We start from the raw sequence: 19,723 nt of genomic DNA on the forward strand, positions 1-19,723 counted from the left end.
GATTTTTCAGAAATGATAACGTTAAAAAGATGAAAACTATAAAAAACATTCTCCTGTTTAACCTGCTATTGATGGTAAGTTGTACTGGTTTTGCCCAAAAGCAGGCTTTTGATGTAATAAACTATACGATACCCAACGGTTGGGATAAAACAGAAATGGCAAATGGCATTCAACTGTCCACCAAAAACGATGGTAAAGGAAACTATGCAGCTGCTGTTATTTTAAATTCGGCAGCAACAGCCGCATCGGCACAAGAAAACTTTACTGCCAGTTGGGAGAAACTGGTAAAAGGTACGGTATCTGTTTCTGAAGAACCAACCATGCAAGAACCTGCTACTGAAAAAGGATGGAACGTTTTGTCGGGGCAGGCCAGCTATACCGATGGCACCAATAAAGGATTGGTAACACTGATAACCGCAACGGGAAACGGTAAAATGGCCAACGTGGTAATCATGACCAATACCGATAAATATCAAAACCAAATACTGGATTTTATAAAAAGCCTAAACTTAAATGAAACGGCAACTGTACAAAACAACAAAACAAACTCAGTTTCTCCAACAAATGCTACAATAGGTTCTGGAAACAAAAATCTGTATGCTATTACTGTTCCACCCACCTGGAGTTTAAATGAAGGTGGAAATAGTTTGACGCTAGAAAAAAATACAACTACAGGAAAAAGAATTATTGAGTTGATGGATATGGTAAGATCATCGGGGAGTTTGGAAAAAGATATGGAACATATATTCTTCGAGGTTTTTGATGGTTGGAGTCTATATAACAGTTCTAACAACCAGTTATTCGAAAAAGGAGATCATGAAAAAGGAGTTACCTGCCAGGGTCTGCCTTATTACATGTTGAGCAATAGCATTACTAAACCTGGGGGTGACGTTATAAAGGGTACTGTGCTGTTGATACAGGTAGGAACAAACATAGCAGTTATTAATTCGGCTGATATCATACTAGGCAGCGAGATGGAGATGGGCTTGAATTTTCTTTTATTCACTTTAAAAATAAATGGGGTCGCTGAAAAAAATACGGATTATAAAAAGCAGCTAATTGGTACATGGGTTTCAGGCAGCGGACTTTATGGTAATAGTTTAAATGCTGCTACCAGTTACACCGCAGAAGGAACATTTTATGTGTTGATACAATCTTCTTATACGGTGGATTATGATTATTATAATGACTTAATTAAGAAAAGTCAATTTAAAAGCAAGGGTGTATTTAGCTTAAAAGGAAATTTGCTGGAAAGAAAAACTAGTTCAGGTCTAGTAACAAATTACTTCATTAGATTTTATTCAAGAAAATCTGGAAATAATGAATGGAGAAATTTAATGAGTTTGTATAACGCTAATTATGATAAAAACAGAATAGAAACGCTTGTTCCTTTTCAAAAGCTTTGATTACAATGCCAATTTCGATAAGGGGGAATAGTTGAAGCTAACAAGTGGCTTTTTACCTCCGTATTGGATGCAAGCCCGGCCATTGGCAATCCCAAATCAACCAGCTGCTTATACACCTGGAACGGTAAATGGAGAGATGAAACTGGAAATAAAATAATACCATAAATATATGAAAAAGATACTATTCTACTTTTTGTATTTACTGTTACCATTTATCGCTTTTGCCCAAAAGCCATCTAAAGAACAAATGGAAGCGGACAAAAAGCGATTTGCAGAAGCTATGCAAAAACTCAATGAAAAGACCTCTAAAATGGACCCTAAGGCCAAAAAGGGCTACGACAGTTTGCTCAATCAATATGGTATAGGGCAAAAGATGGACAATGCCATAAAACAGGTAAACAAAAGTCAGCCAACAAAAAGTGGCGGTGTTGCCAACGGTCTTATTCCTGCAAGAAACACCAAAGCCATTGCTGGTACACCTTCCAATGTAAATATGAGTGCATTTATCGGCAATATAGGAAATACTACTTTTGCCGCTGTCTTGCCTGCTGCAAAAAATAAAGCCAGTGATATCTATAAAGACCTGAAAGGGAAAGGAGCAAAAACAGATGAAATGGGCAATGCCGCTGCAGCGTTGTGGATGGGTGGGCGAACGCAAATTGCATTGAGCTTGATGGCACAGGTATGTAAAGACGATGCCAATAATACCGACAATTTAAATAACTATGCAGCGATGTTAACGATGATGGGAGCACCAGAAATGGCGATCCCTATTCTTAATAACCTCAATGGGCGGTTTAAAAAGAACAGTACCATTCTTAATAACCTGGGGCAGGCATGGTTTGCACTAGGGGAGATAGACAAATCAAAAAAATACCTGGACAGCACCTTGCTGATTGCTGCCGTCCATCCACAAGCCAACGAAACTCTTTGTCTGATAGCTGAGCACAAAGGTGATAAAGCAGCAGCGCTTGCCTATGCCAAAGCCGCATTTAAGCAGGGAAACACCGCATCAAGAAAAGACAAATTAAAACAATTAGGCTATACACCTGGAGCAGACGATTATACTGGTTTTCCTCGTACTAACAAAAGCGACGATCTATTGAATCTCGGTAATTTTTCACCAATGGAATTTCCAAAATCTTATGCGGCAATGAAAATGTACGAAACGCAATGGAAACAGTTCAGAGTAGCTATTGATCAGGCAATAAAGCCCTTACAAAAACTTAGCGAAGAGTCAAATAAGCAAACGATCAAGCATTTGGAGGAGCAGCAAAAACAGTTGATCAACGTCATGAACAAAACGTTGGCCAATCCTGGTTCAGTAAACCAAAGTAGTGCCATGCAAACTGTGGGTATACCCATGTTTTCGGAAAAAATGAATGCCAAAGAGAAAATAGTGCTGCAAAGCCTTCAGCTAAAAAAGGATAAGGTACTGCAAAAAATGGCCGATTTTACGAAAGGAGATGGTGCCACTTACAAAAAAGAGTATGAAGCCACTATGAAAAAGATCAACGAAAGATGGAAGAACGTGGGAGAGGGTGGAACAGAAAATAATGAAGTGCTTTGCAACGAATCTATAAAAGCAGTAGATACTTACCTAAGTGCATACAATACAAAATCTGAGGAATTGTACAAAGAATATTTGGTGGCGCAAAAGCAGTTTTTGAATGAAATGGCTTATATATCATTGTACACTACTTATCCCGAATTGATTCCTAGTATCAATGCTGGCCTAAAACAACAATGGTTAAAAGACCTGGCCTTTAAGGCCGAAGTGCTTCAGGTAAGTTACGGCTGTGCAAGTCCGGGTAAAATAAAAGAAGGTAAGCTTACTGAATTTAAAGATCCCAACTGCAATATCAATAGCGAATTTGGTAGTGCGAGGCTCGGCTTTACGATGACGCTTACCTGCAGTGGCTTAACCACCACCGTTAATGCAGGTGTAATTAGCGGCACTTTAAATCAGGACCTGGATCATGCAGGTTTTGGCGATTCTTTTAAGAATTGCACAGTTAGCATTGGACCTAAAGTAAGTGCCGGTGGCAAATTGGGGCCATTACAGGCAAGCGTAAGCGCTGGTGTAGGTGCAGATATTGAAATTGACAGAACAGGTGTAACCGATGTAGTGGTGGTTGCCGGTGCGGAAGCAGCAGCAGGAGTTGGTCCTGCTGGTGCAAGCGCAGGCATGGAAGGAAGAATGAGCCTTAATAGCGGCGCAGGTTCACTAAACGGAACAGGTATCTTTAAATAAATAAACAACAAACCATGAAACAGTTTTTGATCTTTTCAGTAATGGTATTTGGGAGCATTACAGCTTTTTCGCAGGGAATAAAAAAAATAGCTGACCCATTAACACCCTGTGGTTCACGTGCAGATGTTGACGCTATGCCTGGTATTTATACCGACCATAATAATACAATATATGGATTTGCTTTAAAAGGTACAGCTGCCGAAAAAACTACGATGATGAAAAACCTCATCGCATCAGAAAAATTGGAGGAAGCCAGCCGTAAGGATTTTAAGTTGATGGGATGTGCCGCCAGGGTAAGTTTTGCCAGGCATGGCAGCAGCAATTACGGCAAAAATGTTTATGCCAGTTATGGGTACAGCATGGGTGTATATGCTTTTGTCTGCAATGTGTCCCAACACGCCACCAAAATAGTAGATGAATACAGAACGGTTTTCAGGGTTGACTTCAATCCCTCTATAATGCCGGGGGGCGTACATGCTGTAGGTACGGGTGAGTTTAATATGAAAAGTGGAAATCCGATGTACCAAATTCCCATACAAGCAAAAGCGGGTACCAACTTTGAAAAAGACAAAAGCAACAATCCCAGCCATGTATCGCAATATATTTCAGAAGCAACACTGATGGTTGCCCGCTCTGATAACTATAAAGATTATCATAGCGATTTTTTAAAACTCAACAATGGCAATGGCTATGTTGAGCACTGGGAAATGGGCGGAAGGTATGATAATCACGGACCTAATTCGTATCAATTTGTAGATCGTCGTTATTTCCTCACCAAACCGGGAGTGCCTTTACTGATCCCTGTTAGCCGCAAGCAATACCTGCAGGATATGCTGGAATATTTTGAAATTGAAAAAGCCAATTTTGAGTATGACAACGCAGAAAAAATTAAAAATATAGTAAATAATACTTCTGAGTCTGCAAAAAGAACAATGGCCGCTTTGCAAGCAGACAAGCTTGCTTACCCCAGGATATATGAAGCAAAAAAAGCAAAAGTGAATGATCTGCTTATCAAACAAAAACCGGAATGGTTACAAAAGCCGGCAGTGGTAGACCAGGATAGATTGCTAAAAGATGCAAATAAAATCTTGGAAGCTTTGGGTAGGTTTTATGATGTAGAAGGAGAGTATAAAAGTGCCCTGTATGTTTTAAACCCAGCCTATTTTGTTTCCAATAACGGGCAGGCTGCAAAACCTTTGTTGATAGAAGTACAGTTTCGGTATGAAATCACTAAAGATTTTGGCTACTCTTCAAGGTTGTTTAACAATTGGGAAAAGAATTTTGATTTAGCTGCACTGAAAAAAATGCTGGAATAATTTTAAGCACTTGATCTATATACTTATCACTAAATAATTCAAAGATAAATTCTCTTTCATGAAGCGAATATTTATGCTGGCCATCAGCAGTATATTTTTATTGAACACTGCATTTGCACAAACATGTTCCTCATCAGAGGAATTATTGACCGTGCCTGGAACACAGGTTGATGCTGCCCATTGCGAATGGCCGCAACAGAAAGCACATTGGTTCGATCAGTTGCCTACTGCAGCGAATAAAAATGCAGCCACTAATCTTTTAACAAAGATTGAAACGCTGGAGAAGGAAAGCAGAAAAAGTTTTAGTCTTACGGGTTGTGTGTTGAAAACAAGTTTCGCTACGCCTCCCAATGCAAAGATGGTCTATGGAAAAAATACGTTGTTAAGTTATGATCTCAATTTAGGGTGCTATGAATATTTCTGTGCAAAGAATCAATTGCATGTGAATGAAGAATATTCGATAGTGTTTAGGGCTTATGTGAACCGTTTTACGGGTATTGATAAAGCTTATACGTTTGCCGATGATTATCCTTACTATGAAACATACAATAAATACAATGGGAAATTTATTGCATTGTGCGACTTCATCAGAATGGATAATAAGAATGTCAACAATGGAAAAGGCTACTACCAGGATATTCCTGAATCATCTGTAAAGCCTGGCAACAGAAGTACTTTCATCACTCGTACATGGTATTTCACAAAGCCTAATACATTATTGTTTATGCCTGTAACACGTAAAGAATATTTAGAAGCATTATTGGTTTACTATGATAGAGAAGGATTGTTTATAGCAGATAAAATAAAAGAAATTGAAAAAGTATCTGCCGGCATGATGAAGAATCAACAAAAGTATCCACAGCTATATGAGGATGGGAGGAAAAATTTTGTAATTAAAAAAGCATATTACCCCGATTGGCAACAAAGAATAGCTACAAAGAAAATAATCGTTCAAAAAGCATTGAAAGATAATACGGCGCAATGGTTAGCAATGGCTGCGGTGGTAAAACCTAAAATAGAAAATTACAGGTGGAAGAATTTTTATGGCACAGGGCCAAAAGATTATGTTGAGATAGAAGTCTATTATACAGACTCACAAGGCGATGCAGAAGCAACTGGTTCATTTACTTTTAGTGGATTTTGGGATGATAAGGGAGGAGCAACTTTATATAAATACAATCCTGATTATTTTATAGGCGCTGAAAAAAAACCTGCTGATCCATACATGATCCAGTTGTCATACAGGTATATCAATACTAAGCTGGGAAAAGATCTTGTAAATAATTTTACGGAGCATTTTGATCTTGATGCTGTAAGGAATATGTTATAAAAATCATCTTTTTTAACGATTGATTACCCTTGCCACTCAAATTACTTTTAACCTATAAAATTTAAACTATGAAAAAGATATTTATTTTATCGCTATTCATTGTAGGTGCAACGGTAGCAAATGCGCAAATTCGTGATCGCAACGAAAACCAGAATATTTTTATAAGACCCACAAAAGAACTAAGTATAACCTCAACAAGCAAACATGATGAACTTTTAAAACAGCTTACCTCGATAATGCAGCCTGTTGTTGATAAACTTAAGGAACGCATGGAAGCCAATCCCGAAACATACAAAGCTTATCAGGAAAATGTTAAAAGTGTAAGCAGCCTGAAAACAATGGAAGAAAAGCAGGCTAAGGTTGCTCAGATTGCTAAAGCCTATTATTCCTTTATTAAAAAGATTTGGACGGAGGCGAAAATAGACGAGCCATCTTACCAGCAGAAAATTCGGGAAGTGTTTCCAGATGATGTAAAGAGGAGTATCCAGTTTGGCGAGTTTCTTACGTTTCAGTATGAAAAAGCTAAACCAGTAGCGCCATATACTCCAGGAGGATCTACTCCAAACCCAACAAATCCGCCTGTAATAAGTAAACCGGTTGATCCTAATCCTATTATTTGTGTAGATGAGAATACTACGGCCACTCCACTTTTTGATCCACTAAAATCGGGAGTTGGGTCGTGTAACCATTATTTTTACGGATCGAATAATAGTGCATATCCTAATACAATTAAAACCGTAGCTGATGCTCAAGGGCCATGGGGTAGCTATTCAGATGCAGCTATAACAATTGATAGGTTTAGTATCCCTGGTACGTTTCCGTTTGATTCACGAGGCCTTAAGGCATCAAAGGATTACCACTGGAAAGCTTCGGCATATACCATTTCGGTATTGGGGTGTGCCATAACTTATTATTATGAAACACCTTTTTTTGCCTCGGCACTCAAAGACTGGCAAACTGAAATTTGTATTTGTGCGCCTGCCACTTTTATGCTGTTCTCCAATAAAAATGTAGATAAACAATTTGTTAACCAAGGACATAAAGGGACTGGTAATCTGATGGGGTTCGGACTTGGATCTGGAGTAATTGCTGGTGCAAGTGGATTGGCTTTTGCGGGAGGAGAATCAAGCGTGCAAAGCAAAAAATGGGAGCTTTGTGAAACACCATAAATACATGTAATATGAAAAAGATAATTTCTGTTTTAGGCTCATTGCTGTTGATGACAGCAGTTAAAGCACAAACTGTTGCGGTTAAAAAAGAAACCATAAATCCAGGTAGTAAAGCTACCAGTACTTCTACTCCACTAAAAGACCCGAAAGCAGCTGCTACTGATCCCAAAAAGGAGGCAGAGGCTAAGGCAGCGGCCGAAAGAGCGGCAAAAGACGCTAAAATTGCACAGCAGGTTGATCCTAAAACGATTCCTGTAAAAGATCCAAAGGCAACTGCTACTGATCCTAAAAAGGAAGAGGCCGCTAGAGTGGCCGCAGAAAGAGCTGCCAAGGATGCCAAAATTGCTCAGCAAGTTGATCCTAAGACTTTACCTGCAAAAGATCCGAAGGCAGTAGGTTATGATCCTAAAAAAGAAGCTGAAGCTAAAGCAGCAGCGGAAAGAGCGATCAAAGATGTTAAGATATTACACAAAGGCTAATGCTATTCAATAAAAATATTGATCAGTCCCAGTACATTGAAGTTAAGGAAAGCCCGCTTCATGGACGAGGTGTATTTGCCAAAAGTAAAATAAGGAAAGGAAATTTGATAGAACGGGCTCCCATTATTTTCTTATCAAATGAAGAAAAACAAACCTTAAGGTTTACCAAACTTTTCCATTATTACTTTTTGCTTGGCAATGCCGAGAAACAGGCTGCATTTGGTTTTGGCTATGCTTCGTTTTACAATCATTCGCCTGAAGCAAATGCCTTTTACACATTCTCCCGAAAGAAAAATACCCTTAATATCTATGCTTACCAAACAATTGAAGCGGGTAGTGAGGTAACTATTAATTACAATGGTAAGCCAGACGATAAGAGCGAAGTCTATTTTCCCAATCCGGATGAACCATGAAGAAATTGCTGTATTTAAAAACCATAAAGGGAAAAGGAAGGGGAGTTTTTTGCAATACAGACATCGCCAAAGGAGAAACTATAGAAGTTTGTCCGGTGATCATTATCCCTGCTGAAGAATTTGCGGCCTTAAGCGCTACACCTCTTATGGACTATAGCTTTTATTTTATTAAAGAAGAAAATATGCTGGCGCTAACAATGGGTTTCGGCTCCATGTATAACCATAAGCAATATCCCAATGCTGTATATATACTTAACAGGGAAGAAAGACAAATGCTATTTATCGCTCACGAAAATATCAAGGCACATACAGAAATATGTATTAATTATGGCGGTGAGTATGGCATAGATTATCATAAATGGTTTACAGATAGGGGTATCGACCCCATTTGATCAAAAAAATCATCTTTTTTAATGATTGACCAGTATAGCTGCTGTGGTTAATTTTATTAGAAAAAAGAAAATATGAAAAAAGTAATTTTTATCCTTTTCCTTACCCTTGGCGTAGGAGGGATAGCACAGGCACAGGTATTGCGTAAACTCAAAGAAAAAGCAAAAACTGCGACGACAAACTCAGTTGACCGATCAACCGATAAAGCTGTGGATCAGGCTATAAATAAAACGGCCGACAATGTTACCGACAAAGCAATAAACAAAGTCGGTGAAAAACTGAATAACCTATTTAAAAAGAAAAATAAAAAACGCCTTGATACTATCCCGGCTACAGTTCCTGATTCAAATAAAACTGCCATCAAGCCTAAGAACCAGAACAAATAAGTTTACCTCATAAAAACAGGAAATTATGAAAAAGATCTTGACCCTCTTAAGTGCCCTGTTAATCGTAACAGGCCTTAAAGCGCAAAAAACGGCAGGGCAAAAGGAAACAGTAAAACCAAAAGCCGATACATTTGCCAAAAGTAGTATTGATAAACAATCCAATAAAAAGGAGGTGAAAATTACTCGTGCAATCAAATATGCACCGGCTTCAAAAGTTGCTCCTGTATCAACAAAAGCTGTCAAAGTTGCTCCTGTAAATTAGTATACTGCAAATTTATATAAAAAAATATAAGGTTGATTATTCTTCCAGAGCTTTTGAAAAACCTCCTATTTCGATCAATTCGTCCACAAAATGGTTCGAATTACGCACCGCCACTGACCCTCAACAGGAAAAAGATTTTTGTTCTAATTATTTGTTTTTCAGATAAGTTGTGGCAGAAATAATTAAAGTGTCTTATCACAGTAATCGCTTGAAGAACGTAATTCCTACATCAGGATTAATAGAATTCCGGAATATTTAAGCCCATGCCTCAAGTGCTTTAAAGCAGCTGTTAGCTGGTTTTCTACCGTTCGCTTAGAAATATTCAATTTGACGGATATTTCATTGATACTCAGGTTTTCTTTCCTGCTTAAAAGGTATATTTCCCGGCATCTTTTGGGAAGTTCACTAAGTATGAGCGTAATCTTGGTTTCGAATTCTTCCGCTCTGATCTTTTCTTCTCCAGTGTTAGCTGCATAGAGATGGGTTACGGTAAGTGGATGCCCGTCCCGACTGTAGTCTTCTACATAATCAATAGGTATAGCATTTATCTGCTGTTTTTTTCTAATCCCACGATAACTTGCGCTGGTGAGTACATAATTTTTGAAAGAGTTAATGTTTAACTGTGCCCTTTTGTTCCAGATATTCAGGAATATATCATGGGTAATCTCGAGTGCAGACTCTTCATCTCTGACATACCGGTAGCATACTGCATAGACCTTGGACCAATGACGTTCGAATAGGGCATTGAACGCTTTTTCATCATTCAAAAGTATAAGCTGTAATAATTCAGAATCGGTATAGTTGCTCGTTGGCATATGTTTGTTTGAAATAAAGCTATGGTTTAATAATCAAAATAAAAAATGACACCTGCTATTGTAAAGTCGTGTAAAGTTTTATTTGAAATTTTTATTTTTTTTATGTGTGTGCGGCTAAAAATCGGTGTCTATAATATTAAAGAGCCAAATTTAAACCATAGTCGAACCGGTAATGACAGAAGATCAATATCTTTCTCTTTGCGAGAAATATTTCAGGGGAGCCTGTACGCTTCAGGAAGAGCATATGCTTGCCGCCTATCAGGAGGAGCAAGGGCTTTCAGACCTTAGGATCACGAAGGAAGAGGAAGAACGTTTGGGCAAAATTTTACGTGAAAGGGTCAGTAATAGCATCAAAACGGGATCAACAACTGATAATCCGCCTCGGATCAGGATGTTCAAATGGCAGCTGGCCGCCGCAATTGCAGCGGCACTTTTAGTATTTGTTTATTTGGGCACAATCTTTTTTAAAACTGAAAAGCCTAAGGGATCTGTCAATTTAGCCAAAAAGAAGGAAATTAAGGTTAAAGATTTTTTGCCGGGTTCAGTCAACGCAGTACTCACCTTATCAAATGGGGAAAGTATCAAACTTGATAGTTCCAGAAATGGGATCATTGGCAGGAACGGCAATGCCAATATCTCTAAATCAGGAAATGGCCTTGTCATATCAGCTGATGGTAAAAATCTGAATAATATACTAAACAAGATTACTGTGCCCAGAGGTGGTAAGTATGATATTACCCTTTCTGATGGTACCCGGGTATGGCTCAATTCTTCTTCTTCGTTAAGTTTCCCAACAGCATTTATTGGTAAGGAACGGAAGGTTCTGCTCACTGGTGAAGCTTATTTTGAGGTCGCTAAGAATAAAGAAATGCCATTTAAGGTCAATGTTGGAGGTAAACAGGAAGTAGAAGTACTGGGAACACATTTCAATATTACCGCTTTTGCCGAAGAGCAGAACATTACAACGACCCTATTGGAAGGCGCTGTGAAAATCAGTTATAACAAAACTTCAACCCTGATCAAACCAGGTCAGATGGCAGTAAACACCATGCAGCAAAAGCTAAAGGTTCTGCCTGCGGATTTAGAAGAAGTGATGGCCTGGAAAAATGATATGTTCATCTTCAATAATGAAAATATCGTTTCTATTATGAAAAAGATTTCAAGATGGTACGATGTAGATGTTGAATATAAAGGTGATGTATCGGGAGTTAATTTTGATGGGAATTATTCGCGCTCAAAAGGGCTTAAAAGCCTGCTTAGAAATATTGAATTAACAGATAAAGTTCGGTTTGTAACTGAAGAAAGGAGGGTCACCGTTATAGTCAGATAAATACTTTAGCGGATCCAAAAACCGGAAGTGCTTGAGACCACTCCCGGAATTGATTAGTGTAAAACTAATTTGGATCGAAACAATCATTCAAACAACAACTATTTAATCCTAACCAAATGTATAAAATTTTTACTGCACTTCAGTGCGGGGATATCTCTTGCTATACGCAAAAAATCCTTCGAGTTATGAGACTTACAATCATTTTGATAATGGTCGCCTTTTTACACGCCAGTGCCGGGAGTTTTGCCCAGCAGGTAAGCATCAATGTTAAAGACGCCCCGCTACGGGAAGTTCTGAACCAATTGACCAAGCAGACCGGATACAATTTTATCTGCGATGCAAATGTGATCAGTGGTTCTGTCCCGGTTACTGTAAGGTTCAAAAATACACCGCTTCAAAAGGTTTTGGAAGCCTGTTTTTCCAGCCAGACCGTAGAAATGGTATTTGGAGATAATTCAACTATTGTAATCAAGAAAAAGATCCAGGTTATAAAACTCCCGCTTCAGGTTATTGTGGTAAGTGGCATGATTACCGATGCGAAGGGAGTAGGTTTGCCAGGTGTTAGCGTACTGGTAAAGGGGACCAAGACCGGGGTGGTTTCTGATAATGGCGGGGCCTATTCCATTAAAGTGGCTGATCAGAAATCTGTCTTGGTGTTTTCCTTTATCGGGATGGTAAGCCAGGAAATAAATTTAGGTGGCAGAACAACAATTAATGTAACCATGGCCGATACGCCGCAATCGCTCGGTGATGTAGTTGTGGTAGGTTACGGAACACAGTCGCGTACCACTGTTACCTCATCCATTACAAAGGTAGAAGGTAAGAATATAGGGAGCCAGCCGGTCAGTACTCCGGGTGAAGCTTTGGCAGGACTTGCTGCCGGCGTGCAGGTCCAGTCTGATCAGGGTGGTAAACCTGGTGCGGCCCCAACCATCAGGGTACGTGGAGTAAGTTCACTTAGTTCATCAAATGATCCGCTTTATGTTGTAGATGGTTATCCACTGGAGACTGCTGCAAACTTTAACCTGATCAATCCTAGTGATATAGAATCGGTAGAAGTACTAAAAGATGCCGCTTCGGCTGCTATTTATGGTTCAAGGGCGGCAAATGGAGTTGTTATTGTTACAACCAAAAGAGGAAAGGCAGGGAAAACGGTATTTTCGGTCTCCGCCTATTCGGGTATACAAGAAGTAAACAAGTATATCGATGTCTTAGGTAAAGAGCAGTATGTGCAACAGGTAAAAGCCTTAAGCCGGATTAAGAATTTACAGTATCCTGCAATTTTGGATGGTGATATCTCAGCACTCCCTGATGTAGACTGGCAAAAAGAAATTTTTAGAACTGCGCCAATACGCAGCTTCGAATTTAATGCATCCGGTGGTAGCGAAAAAGTTCGTTTTAGTGCTTCGGCAGGCGTGTTTAAACAAAAGGGTGTTTTAATTGGTACTGAGTATACGAGATACAATACCCGTTTAAATCTTGATGCGGATATTGTTAAAAATGTAAAGTTTGGCTTTTCAGTTTCTCCGTCATTTTCAGAGCAGTACAGACAGCCATCTTCCGGCCAGGCCAGTGGCGCGGGAGCAAATCCAAATGATTTTATTATCGGAGTACCGGGATTGCTTGCAGATCTGAATTTGCCCAGCCCGCTTAACCAGGCCTTAACTTTTCAGCCTATTGTGCCAGTATATCGTGCCAATGGTGATTTTGCGCAACCCTACGACAGGGAATTAAACTATAATCTTTCTCCAACAGCTGTGTTCTCTGCGTCCAATTTCTATAATCCCGTAGGCATTCTCAGTCAATCTGTTAACCGGTCGAGAGCTTTTAGGACTTTAAGCAATGCATTTTTAGAATATACACCGATTACGGGTTTAAAAGTTAAAACATACATTGGCGCAACTTTGGAAAACGAGCAGGTTCACGGTTATATTCCGGGTACTATGGCATACAGTTCTGCACCTACAGCATCGGGAGCGAATCCCCAGTTGGCCGGTATTTTTGCTTCAGATAATGTACGCAATAGTTTCGATTGGGTTTGGGAAAATACGGCAACTTATGATAAACAGATCGGGAAGCATCATTTTAACCTATTGGGACTGTTTTCCGCTCAGAAATATGAATCGCAAATCAATTATACCGCGGGTTTACCGGGTACCTTTATCACTACTTCTGTTCAGAGTCCCTTAGCCTCACCAAATACAGTTGGTACCGAGCTTTTTGATGCCAATACTTTTGTTTCATACGCGGGCAGGTTTACTTACGATTACAATAAGAAATACCTGTTCACTGCCGCAGTACGTCAGGATGGTTCATCCCGTTTTGGCTCAAATAATAAATTTGCCGTTTTCCCATCTTTCTCAATGGGCTGGAGGCTTGCTGAAGAACCGTTTTTAAAGGAATCGTTATTGAAAATAGGTATCAACGAGTTTAAATTAAGGGGTGGTTATGGCCGCACGGGGAATGCCAATATCGGTAGTTTTACTTATATAAATTCAATTGCCTTAAACCGTAACTATGCTTCGGGTAATTCCAGGATTTTCGGTACGCAGCAAACTGGCTTTGCCAATCCAGATTTAACCTGGGAGAAAAATGACCAGACCAGTATTGGAACTGACATCGGCCTATTGCAGAATAAAATCGTTTTAACTTTCGATTATTTTGTCCGTAACTCTAACGGAATGTTGCTTAACAAAGCTTTGCCCTTAGCTATTGGTTATACATCGTCATTGCAATCGAGTGTTTACAACTCAACTTACCAGGCCAACTTGGGTAAACTTCAAAATAAAGGTTTTGAGTTTACGGCCAATACCAACTTTAAACTAGGGCCGGTAACCTGGACTGCCAACGCCAATTTTTCTACTTACAAAACAAAAGTATTGGATCTAGGTGGGCCTAGTGCATTGCCCGCGGTAAGGGCTATCAATGGCTGGAACAATGTGTACCAGGTTAAAGTTGGTGATCCTTTGGGTATTATGTATGGCTATGAGATTATCGGTGTCTTCAAAAATGCCGCCGATCTGGCCAATAATGCAAAAGCTACTTCAGGTAATAATATCGGAGATCCAATTATCAAAGATCAGAATGGAGATGGAAAGGTTGATGCCAGTGATGTTACTAAATTAGGACATGGATTACCGGATTTTACCTATGGACTGACCAATAGTTTCCAATATAAAAACTTCGATCTGAGTATTTTAGTTCAGGGTGTGCAAGGGGTGAATATTATTAATGGTAATAACAGGCAAACCATTACAGGTAATCACAACCAGAATTCATTGGCTAAATATTTTAATAATTATTATGATCCCGCATTTCCTAACAGGGACGTGCTTTATGCCAGTCCTATAGCTACAGGAGCATTGCCAGGGCCTGCACTGACCAATTTAGCCGTCGAAAACGGTTCATACTTACGTGTTAGAAATATTACCTTGGGTTACAGGCTTAGCGATAATTTACTGCGTAAACTATCTATCCAGTCTGCAAGGTTATATGTAACTGCTCAAAACCCATTTCTGATAACTAAATATTCTGGTTACAACCCCGAGGCGAATATTATGGGAGGAGATCCTACAACACCTGGCGTAGATCAAGGTACATACCCAACTGCACGCACATTTATTTTAGGTATCAATTTTGGCTTTTAACCGCACTAATAAAAATGATCATGAAAATTAATAAAATCATCATATGCAGTATATCCGTGCTTATCTTAAGCATGGCCATTACTTCCTGCAAAAAATCCTTTGTAGAATTAACACCAAAAGGAATTGTTCCTGTAAATACTTTTTACACCACCGAGATAGATATAAAATCGGCCCTTACGGGGGCTTACAGTAGTCTACGCCCTATTTATAATGAACAATATGGCTTTGGTGAACTTCCTTCAGATAATGCCCAGACTTATGGAGAAAGCGAAGTACTTTATGGTGAACAGGATAAACTAACCTGGACGGCCAATTCTACCAATTTACAAAATGCATGGGGCAGGTTCTACGCAACCATCGCTTATGCCAATATTGTTCTTGACCATGTTGCTGAGCCACCGATGACTACTGCTAACCGTAATGCCTATATTGGGCAGGCAAAGTTTCTTCGTGCTTTAATGTATTTTAATTTGGTTAGGATGTTTGGTGGGGTTCCGTTGGTATTGAATGAGATCACCTCAGAGCAACAGGCCTATACCTACAACAGGGCAGCTGCTGATGCTGTTTATGCCCAGATAGAAAAGGATTTAACAGAAGCTGCTGCATTACTGCCCGCAAATTATACCGGTACTGATATTGGCCGCGCTACAAGTATTGCCGCCAATGGACTGCTGGGTAAAGTTTATATGTTTCAAAGTAAATTTACCCAAGCCGAAAGCATTTTGGCAACAGTGGCTGCAAGTGCAGGTACTTTATTGCCTTACGATCAGATTTTCGGATTGGGAAAAGATAACAACAGAGATATTCTTTTCTCTGTTCAATATCTTGGCGGCGGTTTTGGTGAGGGAAATACTTTTGCAAGAAGCTTTGTGCCGCAACCATCAGGCACAACAATTACCGCTGTAACCGGTAACAGTAACAACAGCGGGACAAAAGATTTATATGATACTTTTGAAGCAGGTGACAATCGCTTAAATACGGCAATTGGCGTATATAGTGCAGGAACTTTAGTATATTATTATGCTAAAAAGTTTGTATATCAGAGCGTTGGTGCCAATAGTGAAGGAGATAATGACTGGCCGGTTTTACGCTACAGCGATATTGTTTTATTATATGCCGAAGCCTTAAATGAAAATGGTAAAACACCACAGGCACTTACGCAACTAAACCTGGTCCGTACACGCTCCAATCTAACTGCTAAATCTGGATTATCACAGGCTGAAGCAAGAACGGCTATCCAGCATGAAAGAAGGGTAGAGCTTTGCTTTGAAGGGGAGAGATGGTTCGATTTGATCAGGTGGGGGATTATGGTCAATGTAATGCAGGCCCATAAAACCAATTATGTATCGGCAAACGGCCTGATTGGAAATGTAGTGCCAACATTAGCATTATATCCTATACCCACCAGAGAAATTCAGCTCAATCCAAATTTAAAACAGAACCCAGGTTATTGAGCTGATCAGTACATCAATCCTCTTATAGATTGAGGTTGTTATTTCATATTACGGGGCTGCAATGAGATCATTGTAGCCTTGTTGTTTTTATTGATGTACTTATTAATAATCATATTATTAATTGTCGTAAGTTGTCAGGATTAGTGGTTGTTTTGGAGGATTATTTGCCGATACAGAACTTTGTAAATATATTTTCCAACAAATCATCGGTAGTTACTGTGCCTGTAATTTCACCAAGATAATGCAGTGCCTGTTTAATATCCATTGCTAAAAAATCTGATGTAACCGGATTGTCTACATTGGCCAAAACCCTTTGCAGCGCATGCTCGGTTTGTTTTAAAGCTTCTACATGGCGGATATTCGTCACCAGGGTTTCGCTGGTATTAATGTGATGCAAGTTAACCTGCTCCAATAAAGTGGTTTTTAATTCATCGATACCTTGTTTCTCTTTAGCGGAAATAAAAACAACATCTAAAGCTTCGAAAGCCTTACGTTGCGCATCTGCAATGAGGTCGGCTTTATTTACTAAAATTAAATAGGGGATGGCCAATTGCGTTAAACCCCGAATCTGCTCTTCAATTTCTGAAATACTTTGAGCAGCATCGGCCATATAAATAATCAGTTTGGCCTGTTTCATTTTCTCTAAGGTACGTTCTACGCCTAAAGCTTCGATAATATCAGCAGTATCGCGGATTCCGGCCGTATCGATAAAACGGAAAACGATGCCGCCTATGGTGAGTTCGTCTTCAATGGTATCGCGTGTGGTTCCGGCAATATCCGAAACAATAGCGCGTTCTTCGTTCAGGAGGGCATTTAATAGGGTAGATTTACCCACATTAGGTTTACCTGCTATAACAATTGGAACTCCATTTTTAATCACATTTCCCATTTCGAAAGAGGAGATTAAACGTTGTAGAACGTAATTGATTTTGTTTACCAGGTTTTTCAACTGCTCGCGGTTGGCAAACTCTACATCCTCTTCAGCAAAATCAAGTTCAAGCTCAATCATCGAAGCGAAATGGATCAATTGTTCCCGTAATCCTTTTAATTCGTTGGCAAAGCCGCCACGCATCTGTTGCATGGCCACATCATGCGAAGCCTTCGAATTTGAGGCAATTAAATCGGCTACTGCTTCTGCCTGACTTAGATCGAAAGCACCGTTTAAAAAGGCACGTAAGGTAAATTCGCCAGGTTTGGCAGCGCGGGCTCCTTTGCTAATTAACAGGTTAATAATCTGTTGGATAATGTAGTTAGAGCCATGACAGGAAATTTCGACCACGTTTTCTTTGGTATACGATTTTGGGGCAACAAACAAACCGGCCACTACTTCATCAACAATATGATCGCCATCTTTAACCAGGCCAAAATGTAAAGTATGTGAGGCCTGCTTTTCTAAATCTTTTCCTGCAAATACGGAATTGGTAAGGGAGATCGCCTCCGGACCCGATAAACGGATTACGCCAATGGCGCCAGAACCTGAGGGAGTAGATAAAGCAATAATGGTATCTTGATTGTTCATGTGCGGTATTAAAGCTGCAAAAATAAGGCTAATCTGTGGGTATATCGTGTAAGGGAAGTAATTTTTTTAAGCATCGGTTAATCGGTTAATTGTTGAAATAGATTCACTGACGCCAAACGCTCAACTCCGAATAAACTATCAGCCCTTCGACTCCGTTCAGATTGACATATAGCGGGGGAAATTGGTTAATTGGCTCCCAACTCCAAGCGCTCAACTCCAAACTGGTTAATCGGTTAATTGACTTCGGACTCCAGACTGCCAACCTCGGACTATAAACTCGTTCCGCTTTTCAATATTAAAGCTTATCTTAAAACATTTTAACACCGATTGTGTTTAAACCTCAAATCAGAATAAGCTTTTTATGACGAACAATTTACCCCTGACCGTTAAACGATCGATAGAATTATTGGGTCTGATGGCCATTGTTGCCGTTATGGTAATCGGAAGAGATATTATCATGCCGATGTTGATGGCTTTTTTTATCAGCATTATGTTACTACCGGTGTATCGCTTTCTAAAAAGAAAAAAAATACCCGAATCGTTAGCCATTATCTTATCTATTTTATTGGTAGCGCTCTTTGTAGCCTTAATTGTTTGGTTTTTTTCGAACCAGATTGGCATTTTGGTTAAAGATTTCCCGCAGATAAAAGCGAACGTAACACAGCATATCAATTCATTAAGCGATTGGATCAGTCGCATTACCCATTACGATGATAAACAGCAAAAAGCCTTCATAAAAACTAAAAGCGACGATCTGATGAACATGGGTACCTCGCTTGCAGGTGGTGCTGCTGTTACCTTAAGTGGCATTTTTGTATTTATCGGTTTGTTGCCCATTTATATTTATCTGATGCTTTTTTATAAAGACATTTTATTGCGCTTTATCTTTATGTGGTTTAAAACGGATGATCATCCAAAAGTGAAAGAAGCCATTTATGAAACCGAATCGATCATTAAAAGTTATCTGATCGGACTGTTAATTCAGATCACCTATATGACCATTTTATTGGGCGGAATATTGATGTTAATCGGTATAAAACATGCTTTATTAATCGGGGTAATCTTTGCCATCTTAAACCTGATCCCTTATGTAGGTGCCTTAATTGGCAACTTAATAGGAGTGCTGCTTACGCTTACTTCATCGCAAGAATTATGGCCGGTAATTACCGTTTTAGGCGTAATTGCATTTGTTCAATTTTTAGATAACAACATACTTATGCCACGTATTGTGGGCTCTAAGGTAAAAATAAATGCCTTATTTGCCATCCTCGGGGTATTTATTGGTGGCAGTATAGCCGGGGTTTCGGGAATGTTCCTCGCATTACCTATTGTGGCTGTACTCAAAATTGTATTCGATCGTACAGAGTCATTCAAACAATGGGGTGTATTACTTGGAGATGAACGTCCGGCTAAAAGCCCTATGACTTTCCCCAACTTTAGGAAGAAAAAACCAGTGGCTACTAAAACTGGAATAGAAAATGGATAGGCTTGTGAAAATGGAGGATAGAAAATGTATTTAGTTCTGCGGCAATCAGTGTAATCTGCGGGAGCAG

16 protein-coding genes are annotated in these 19,723 nt (G+C 39.5%); 14 read left to right on the forward strand and 2 right to left on the reverse strand.

Going from position 1 to position 19,723, the window contains the following annotated elements; translation table 11 throughout:
- Nucleotides 1-29: 29 nt before the first annotated feature.
- The 10 genes from ASU31_RS19165 (at nucleotide 30) to ASU31_RS19210 (ending at nucleotide 9,405) form a co-directional block, all read left to right on the forward strand.
- Nucleotides 30-1,406: a hypothetical protein gene (locus ASU31_RS19165; RefSeq protein WP_057933892.1), complete on the forward strand. Its 1,377-nt coding sequence runs from the start codon at nucleotides 30-32 to the stop codon at nucleotides 1,404-1,406.
- A 169-nt stretch (nucleotides 1,407-1,575) separates the two neighbouring features.
- Nucleotides 1,576-3,660, forward strand: a complete 2,085-nt coding sequence (locus ASU31_RS19170; RefSeq protein WP_157258123.1) for a tetratricopeptide repeat protein — start codon at nucleotides 1,576-1,578, stop codon at nucleotides 3,658-3,660.
- A 14-nt stretch (nucleotides 3,661-3,674) separates the two neighbouring features.
- Nucleotides 3,675-4,976 (forward strand): hypothetical protein, encoded by a 1,302-nt coding sequence (locus ASU31_RS19175; protein ID WP_057933894.1) that lies wholly within the window; start codon nucleotides 3,675-3,677, stop codon nucleotides 4,974-4,976.
- Between the two features lie 58 nt (nucleotides 4,977-5,034).
- Entirely contained in the window at nucleotides 5,035-6,306 is a 1,272-nt protein-coding gene (locus ASU31_RS19180) for a hypothetical protein (RefSeq protein ID WP_157258125.1), read from the forward strand.
- 68 nt (nucleotides 6,307-6,374) lie between these two features.
- Nucleotides 6,375-7,475: a hypothetical protein gene (locus ASU31_RS19185; RefSeq protein WP_057933896.1), complete on the forward strand. Its 1,101-nt coding sequence runs from the start codon at nucleotides 6,375-6,377 to the stop codon at nucleotides 7,473-7,475.
- Between the two features lie 11 nt (nucleotides 7,476-7,486).
- The gene (locus ASU31_RS19190; protein WP_057933897.1) at nucleotides 7,487-7,954 is read left to right on the forward strand and encodes a hypothetical protein; all 468 of its coding nucleotides are present in this window, start codon (nucleotides 7,487-7,489) and stop codon (nucleotides 7,952-7,954) included.
- Entirely contained in the window at nucleotides 7,954-8,367 is a 414-nt protein-coding gene (locus ASU31_RS19195) for an SET domain-containing protein-lysine N-methyltransferase (RefSeq protein ID WP_057933898.1), read from the forward strand. The genes ASU31_RS19190 and ASU31_RS19195 overlap by 1 nt, the downstream gene beginning before the upstream one ends.
- Complete coding sequence (locus tag ASU31_RS19200; RefSeq protein WP_057933899.1) at nucleotides 8,364-8,759, forward strand: SET domain-containing protein-lysine N-methyltransferase; 396 nt, start codon at nucleotides 8,364-8,366, stop codon at nucleotides 8,757-8,759. Before ASU31_RS19195 ends, ASU31_RS19200 begins: the two co-directional genes overlap by 4 nt.
- A 72-nt stretch (nucleotides 8,760-8,831) precedes the next feature.
- Nucleotides 8,832-9,143 carry a hypothetical protein gene (locus ASU31_RS19205; RefSeq protein ID WP_057933900.1) on the forward strand — a complete coding sequence of 104 codons (312 nt, stop codon included), beginning with the start codon at nucleotides 8,832-8,834 and terminating at the stop codon, nucleotides 9,141-9,143.
- Between the two features lie 25 nt (nucleotides 9,144-9,168).
- Nucleotides 9,169-9,405: a hypothetical protein gene (locus ASU31_RS19210; RefSeq protein ID WP_057933901.1), complete on the forward strand. Its 237-nt coding sequence runs from the start codon at nucleotides 9,169-9,171 to the stop codon at nucleotides 9,403-9,405.
- A 224-nt stretch (nucleotides 9,406-9,629) separates the two neighbouring features.
- Here ASU31_RS19210 and ASU31_RS19215 read toward each other — a convergent pair whose 3' ends face one another.
- Entirely contained in the window at nucleotides 9,630-10,220 is a 591-nt protein-coding gene (locus ASU31_RS19215) for an RNA polymerase sigma factor (protein WP_057933902.1), read from the reverse strand.
- 172 nt (nucleotides 10,221-10,392) lie between these two features.
- Between ASU31_RS19215 and ASU31_RS19220 the strand changes: the two genes are divergently transcribed.
- From ASU31_RS19220 to ASU31_RS19230, 3 genes are all read left to right on the forward strand, one after another.
- Nucleotides 10,393-11,550 carry a FecR family protein gene (locus ASU31_RS19220; protein WP_057933903.1) on the forward strand — a complete coding sequence of 386 codons (1,158 nt, stop codon included), beginning with the start codon at nucleotides 10,393-10,395 and terminating at the stop codon, nucleotides 11,548-11,550.
- A 524-nt stretch (nucleotides 11,551-12,074) separates the two neighbouring features.
- A complete protein-coding gene (locus ASU31_RS19225) occupies nucleotides 12,075-15,197 on the forward strand; it encodes a SusC/RagA family TonB-linked outer membrane protein (RefSeq protein ID WP_425339037.1) in 3,123 nt (1,040 codons plus the stop codon).
- A gap of 20 nt (nucleotides 15,198-15,217) precedes the next feature.
- Nucleotides 15,218-16,651, forward strand: a complete 1,434-nt coding sequence (locus tag ASU31_RS19230) for a RagB/SusD family nutrient uptake outer membrane protein (RefSeq protein WP_167346209.1) — start codon at nucleotides 15,218-15,220, stop codon at nucleotides 16,649-16,651.
- A 160-nt stretch (nucleotides 16,652-16,811) separates the two neighbouring features.
- On the opposite strand, the gene mnmE is transcribed toward ASU31_RS19230, so the two are convergent.
- The gene (gene mnmE / locus ASU31_RS19235) at nucleotides 16,812-18,170 is read right to left on the reverse strand and encodes a tRNA uridine-5-carboxymethylaminomethyl(34) synthesis GTPase MnmE (RefSeq protein WP_057933906.1); all 1,359 of its coding nucleotides are present in this window, start codon (nucleotides 18,168-18,170) and stop codon (nucleotides 16,812-16,814) included.
- Nucleotides 18,171-18,531: 361 nt separating this feature from the next.
- Between mnmE and ASU31_RS19240 the strand changes: the two genes are divergently transcribed.
- Entirely contained in the window at nucleotides 18,532-19,656 is a 1,125-nt protein-coding gene (locus tag ASU31_RS19240) for an AI-2E family transporter (RefSeq protein ID WP_057933907.1), read from the forward strand.
- Nucleotides 19,657-19,723 lie beyond the last annotated feature (67 nt).

The organism is Pedobacter ginsenosidimutans (genome assembly GCF_001442625.1).
Taxonomy (GTDB): domain Bacteria; phylum Bacteroidota; class Bacteroidia; order Sphingobacteriales; family Sphingobacteriaceae; genus Pedobacter; species Pedobacter ginsenosidimutans.

Coding starts and splice junctions, on each gene's coding strand:
- ASU31_RS19190 (WP_057933897.1), top strand. CDS start 7,487: ATGAAAAAGATAATTTCTGTTTTAGGCTCATTGCTGTTGATGACAGCA.
- mnmE (WP_057933906.1), bottom strand. CDS start 18,170: ATGAACAATCAAGATACCATTATTGCTTTATCTACTCCCTCAGGTTCT.
- ASU31_RS19165 (WP_057933892.1), top strand. CDS start 30: ATGAAAACTATAAAAAACATTCTCCTGTTTAACCTGCTATTGATGGTA.
- ASU31_RS19200 (WP_057933899.1), top strand. CDS start 8,364: ATGAAGAAATTGCTGTATTTAAAAACCATAAAGGGAAAAGGAAGGGGA.
- ASU31_RS19230 (WP_167346209.1), top strand. CDS start 15,218: ATGAAAATTAATAAAATCATCATATGCAGTATATCCGTGCTTATCTTA.
- ASU31_RS19180 (WP_157258125.1), top strand. CDS start 5,035: ATGAAGCGAATATTTATGCTGGCCATCAGCAGTATATTTTTATTGAAC.
- ASU31_RS19170 (WP_157258123.1), top strand. CDS start 1,576: ATGAAAAAGATACTATTCTACTTTTTGTATTTACTGTTACCATTTATC.
- ASU31_RS19215 (WP_057933902.1), bottom strand. CDS start 10,220: ATGCCAACGAGCAACTATACCGATTCTGAATTATTACAGCTTATACTT.
- ASU31_RS19210 (WP_057933901.1), top strand. CDS start 9,169: ATGAAAAAGATCTTGACCCTCTTAAGTGCCCTGTTAATCGTAACAGGC.
- ASU31_RS19205 (WP_057933900.1), top strand. CDS start 8,832: ATGAAAAAAGTAATTTTTATCCTTTTCCTTACCCTTGGCGTAGGAGGG.
- ASU31_RS19220 (WP_057933903.1), top strand. CDS start 10,393: ATGACAGAAGATCAATATCTTTCTCTTTGCGAGAAATATTTCAGGGGA.
- ASU31_RS19195 (WP_057933898.1), top strand. CDS start 7,954: ATGCTATTCAATAAAAATATTGATCAGTCCCAGTACATTGAAGTTAAG.
- ASU31_RS19175 (WP_057933894.1), top strand. CDS start 3,675: ATGAAACAGTTTTTGATCTTTTCAGTAATGGTATTTGGGAGCATTACA.
- ASU31_RS19240 (WP_057933907.1), top strand. CDS start 18,532: ATGACGAACAATTTACCCCTGACCGTTAAACGATCGATAGAATTATTG.
- ASU31_RS19225 (WP_425339037.1), top strand. CDS start 12,075: ATGATTACCGATGCGAAGGGAGTAGGTTTGCCAGGTGTTAGCGTACTG.
- ASU31_RS19185 (WP_057933896.1), top strand. CDS start 6,375: ATGAAAAAGATATTTATTTTATCGCTATTCATTGTAGGTGCAACGGTA.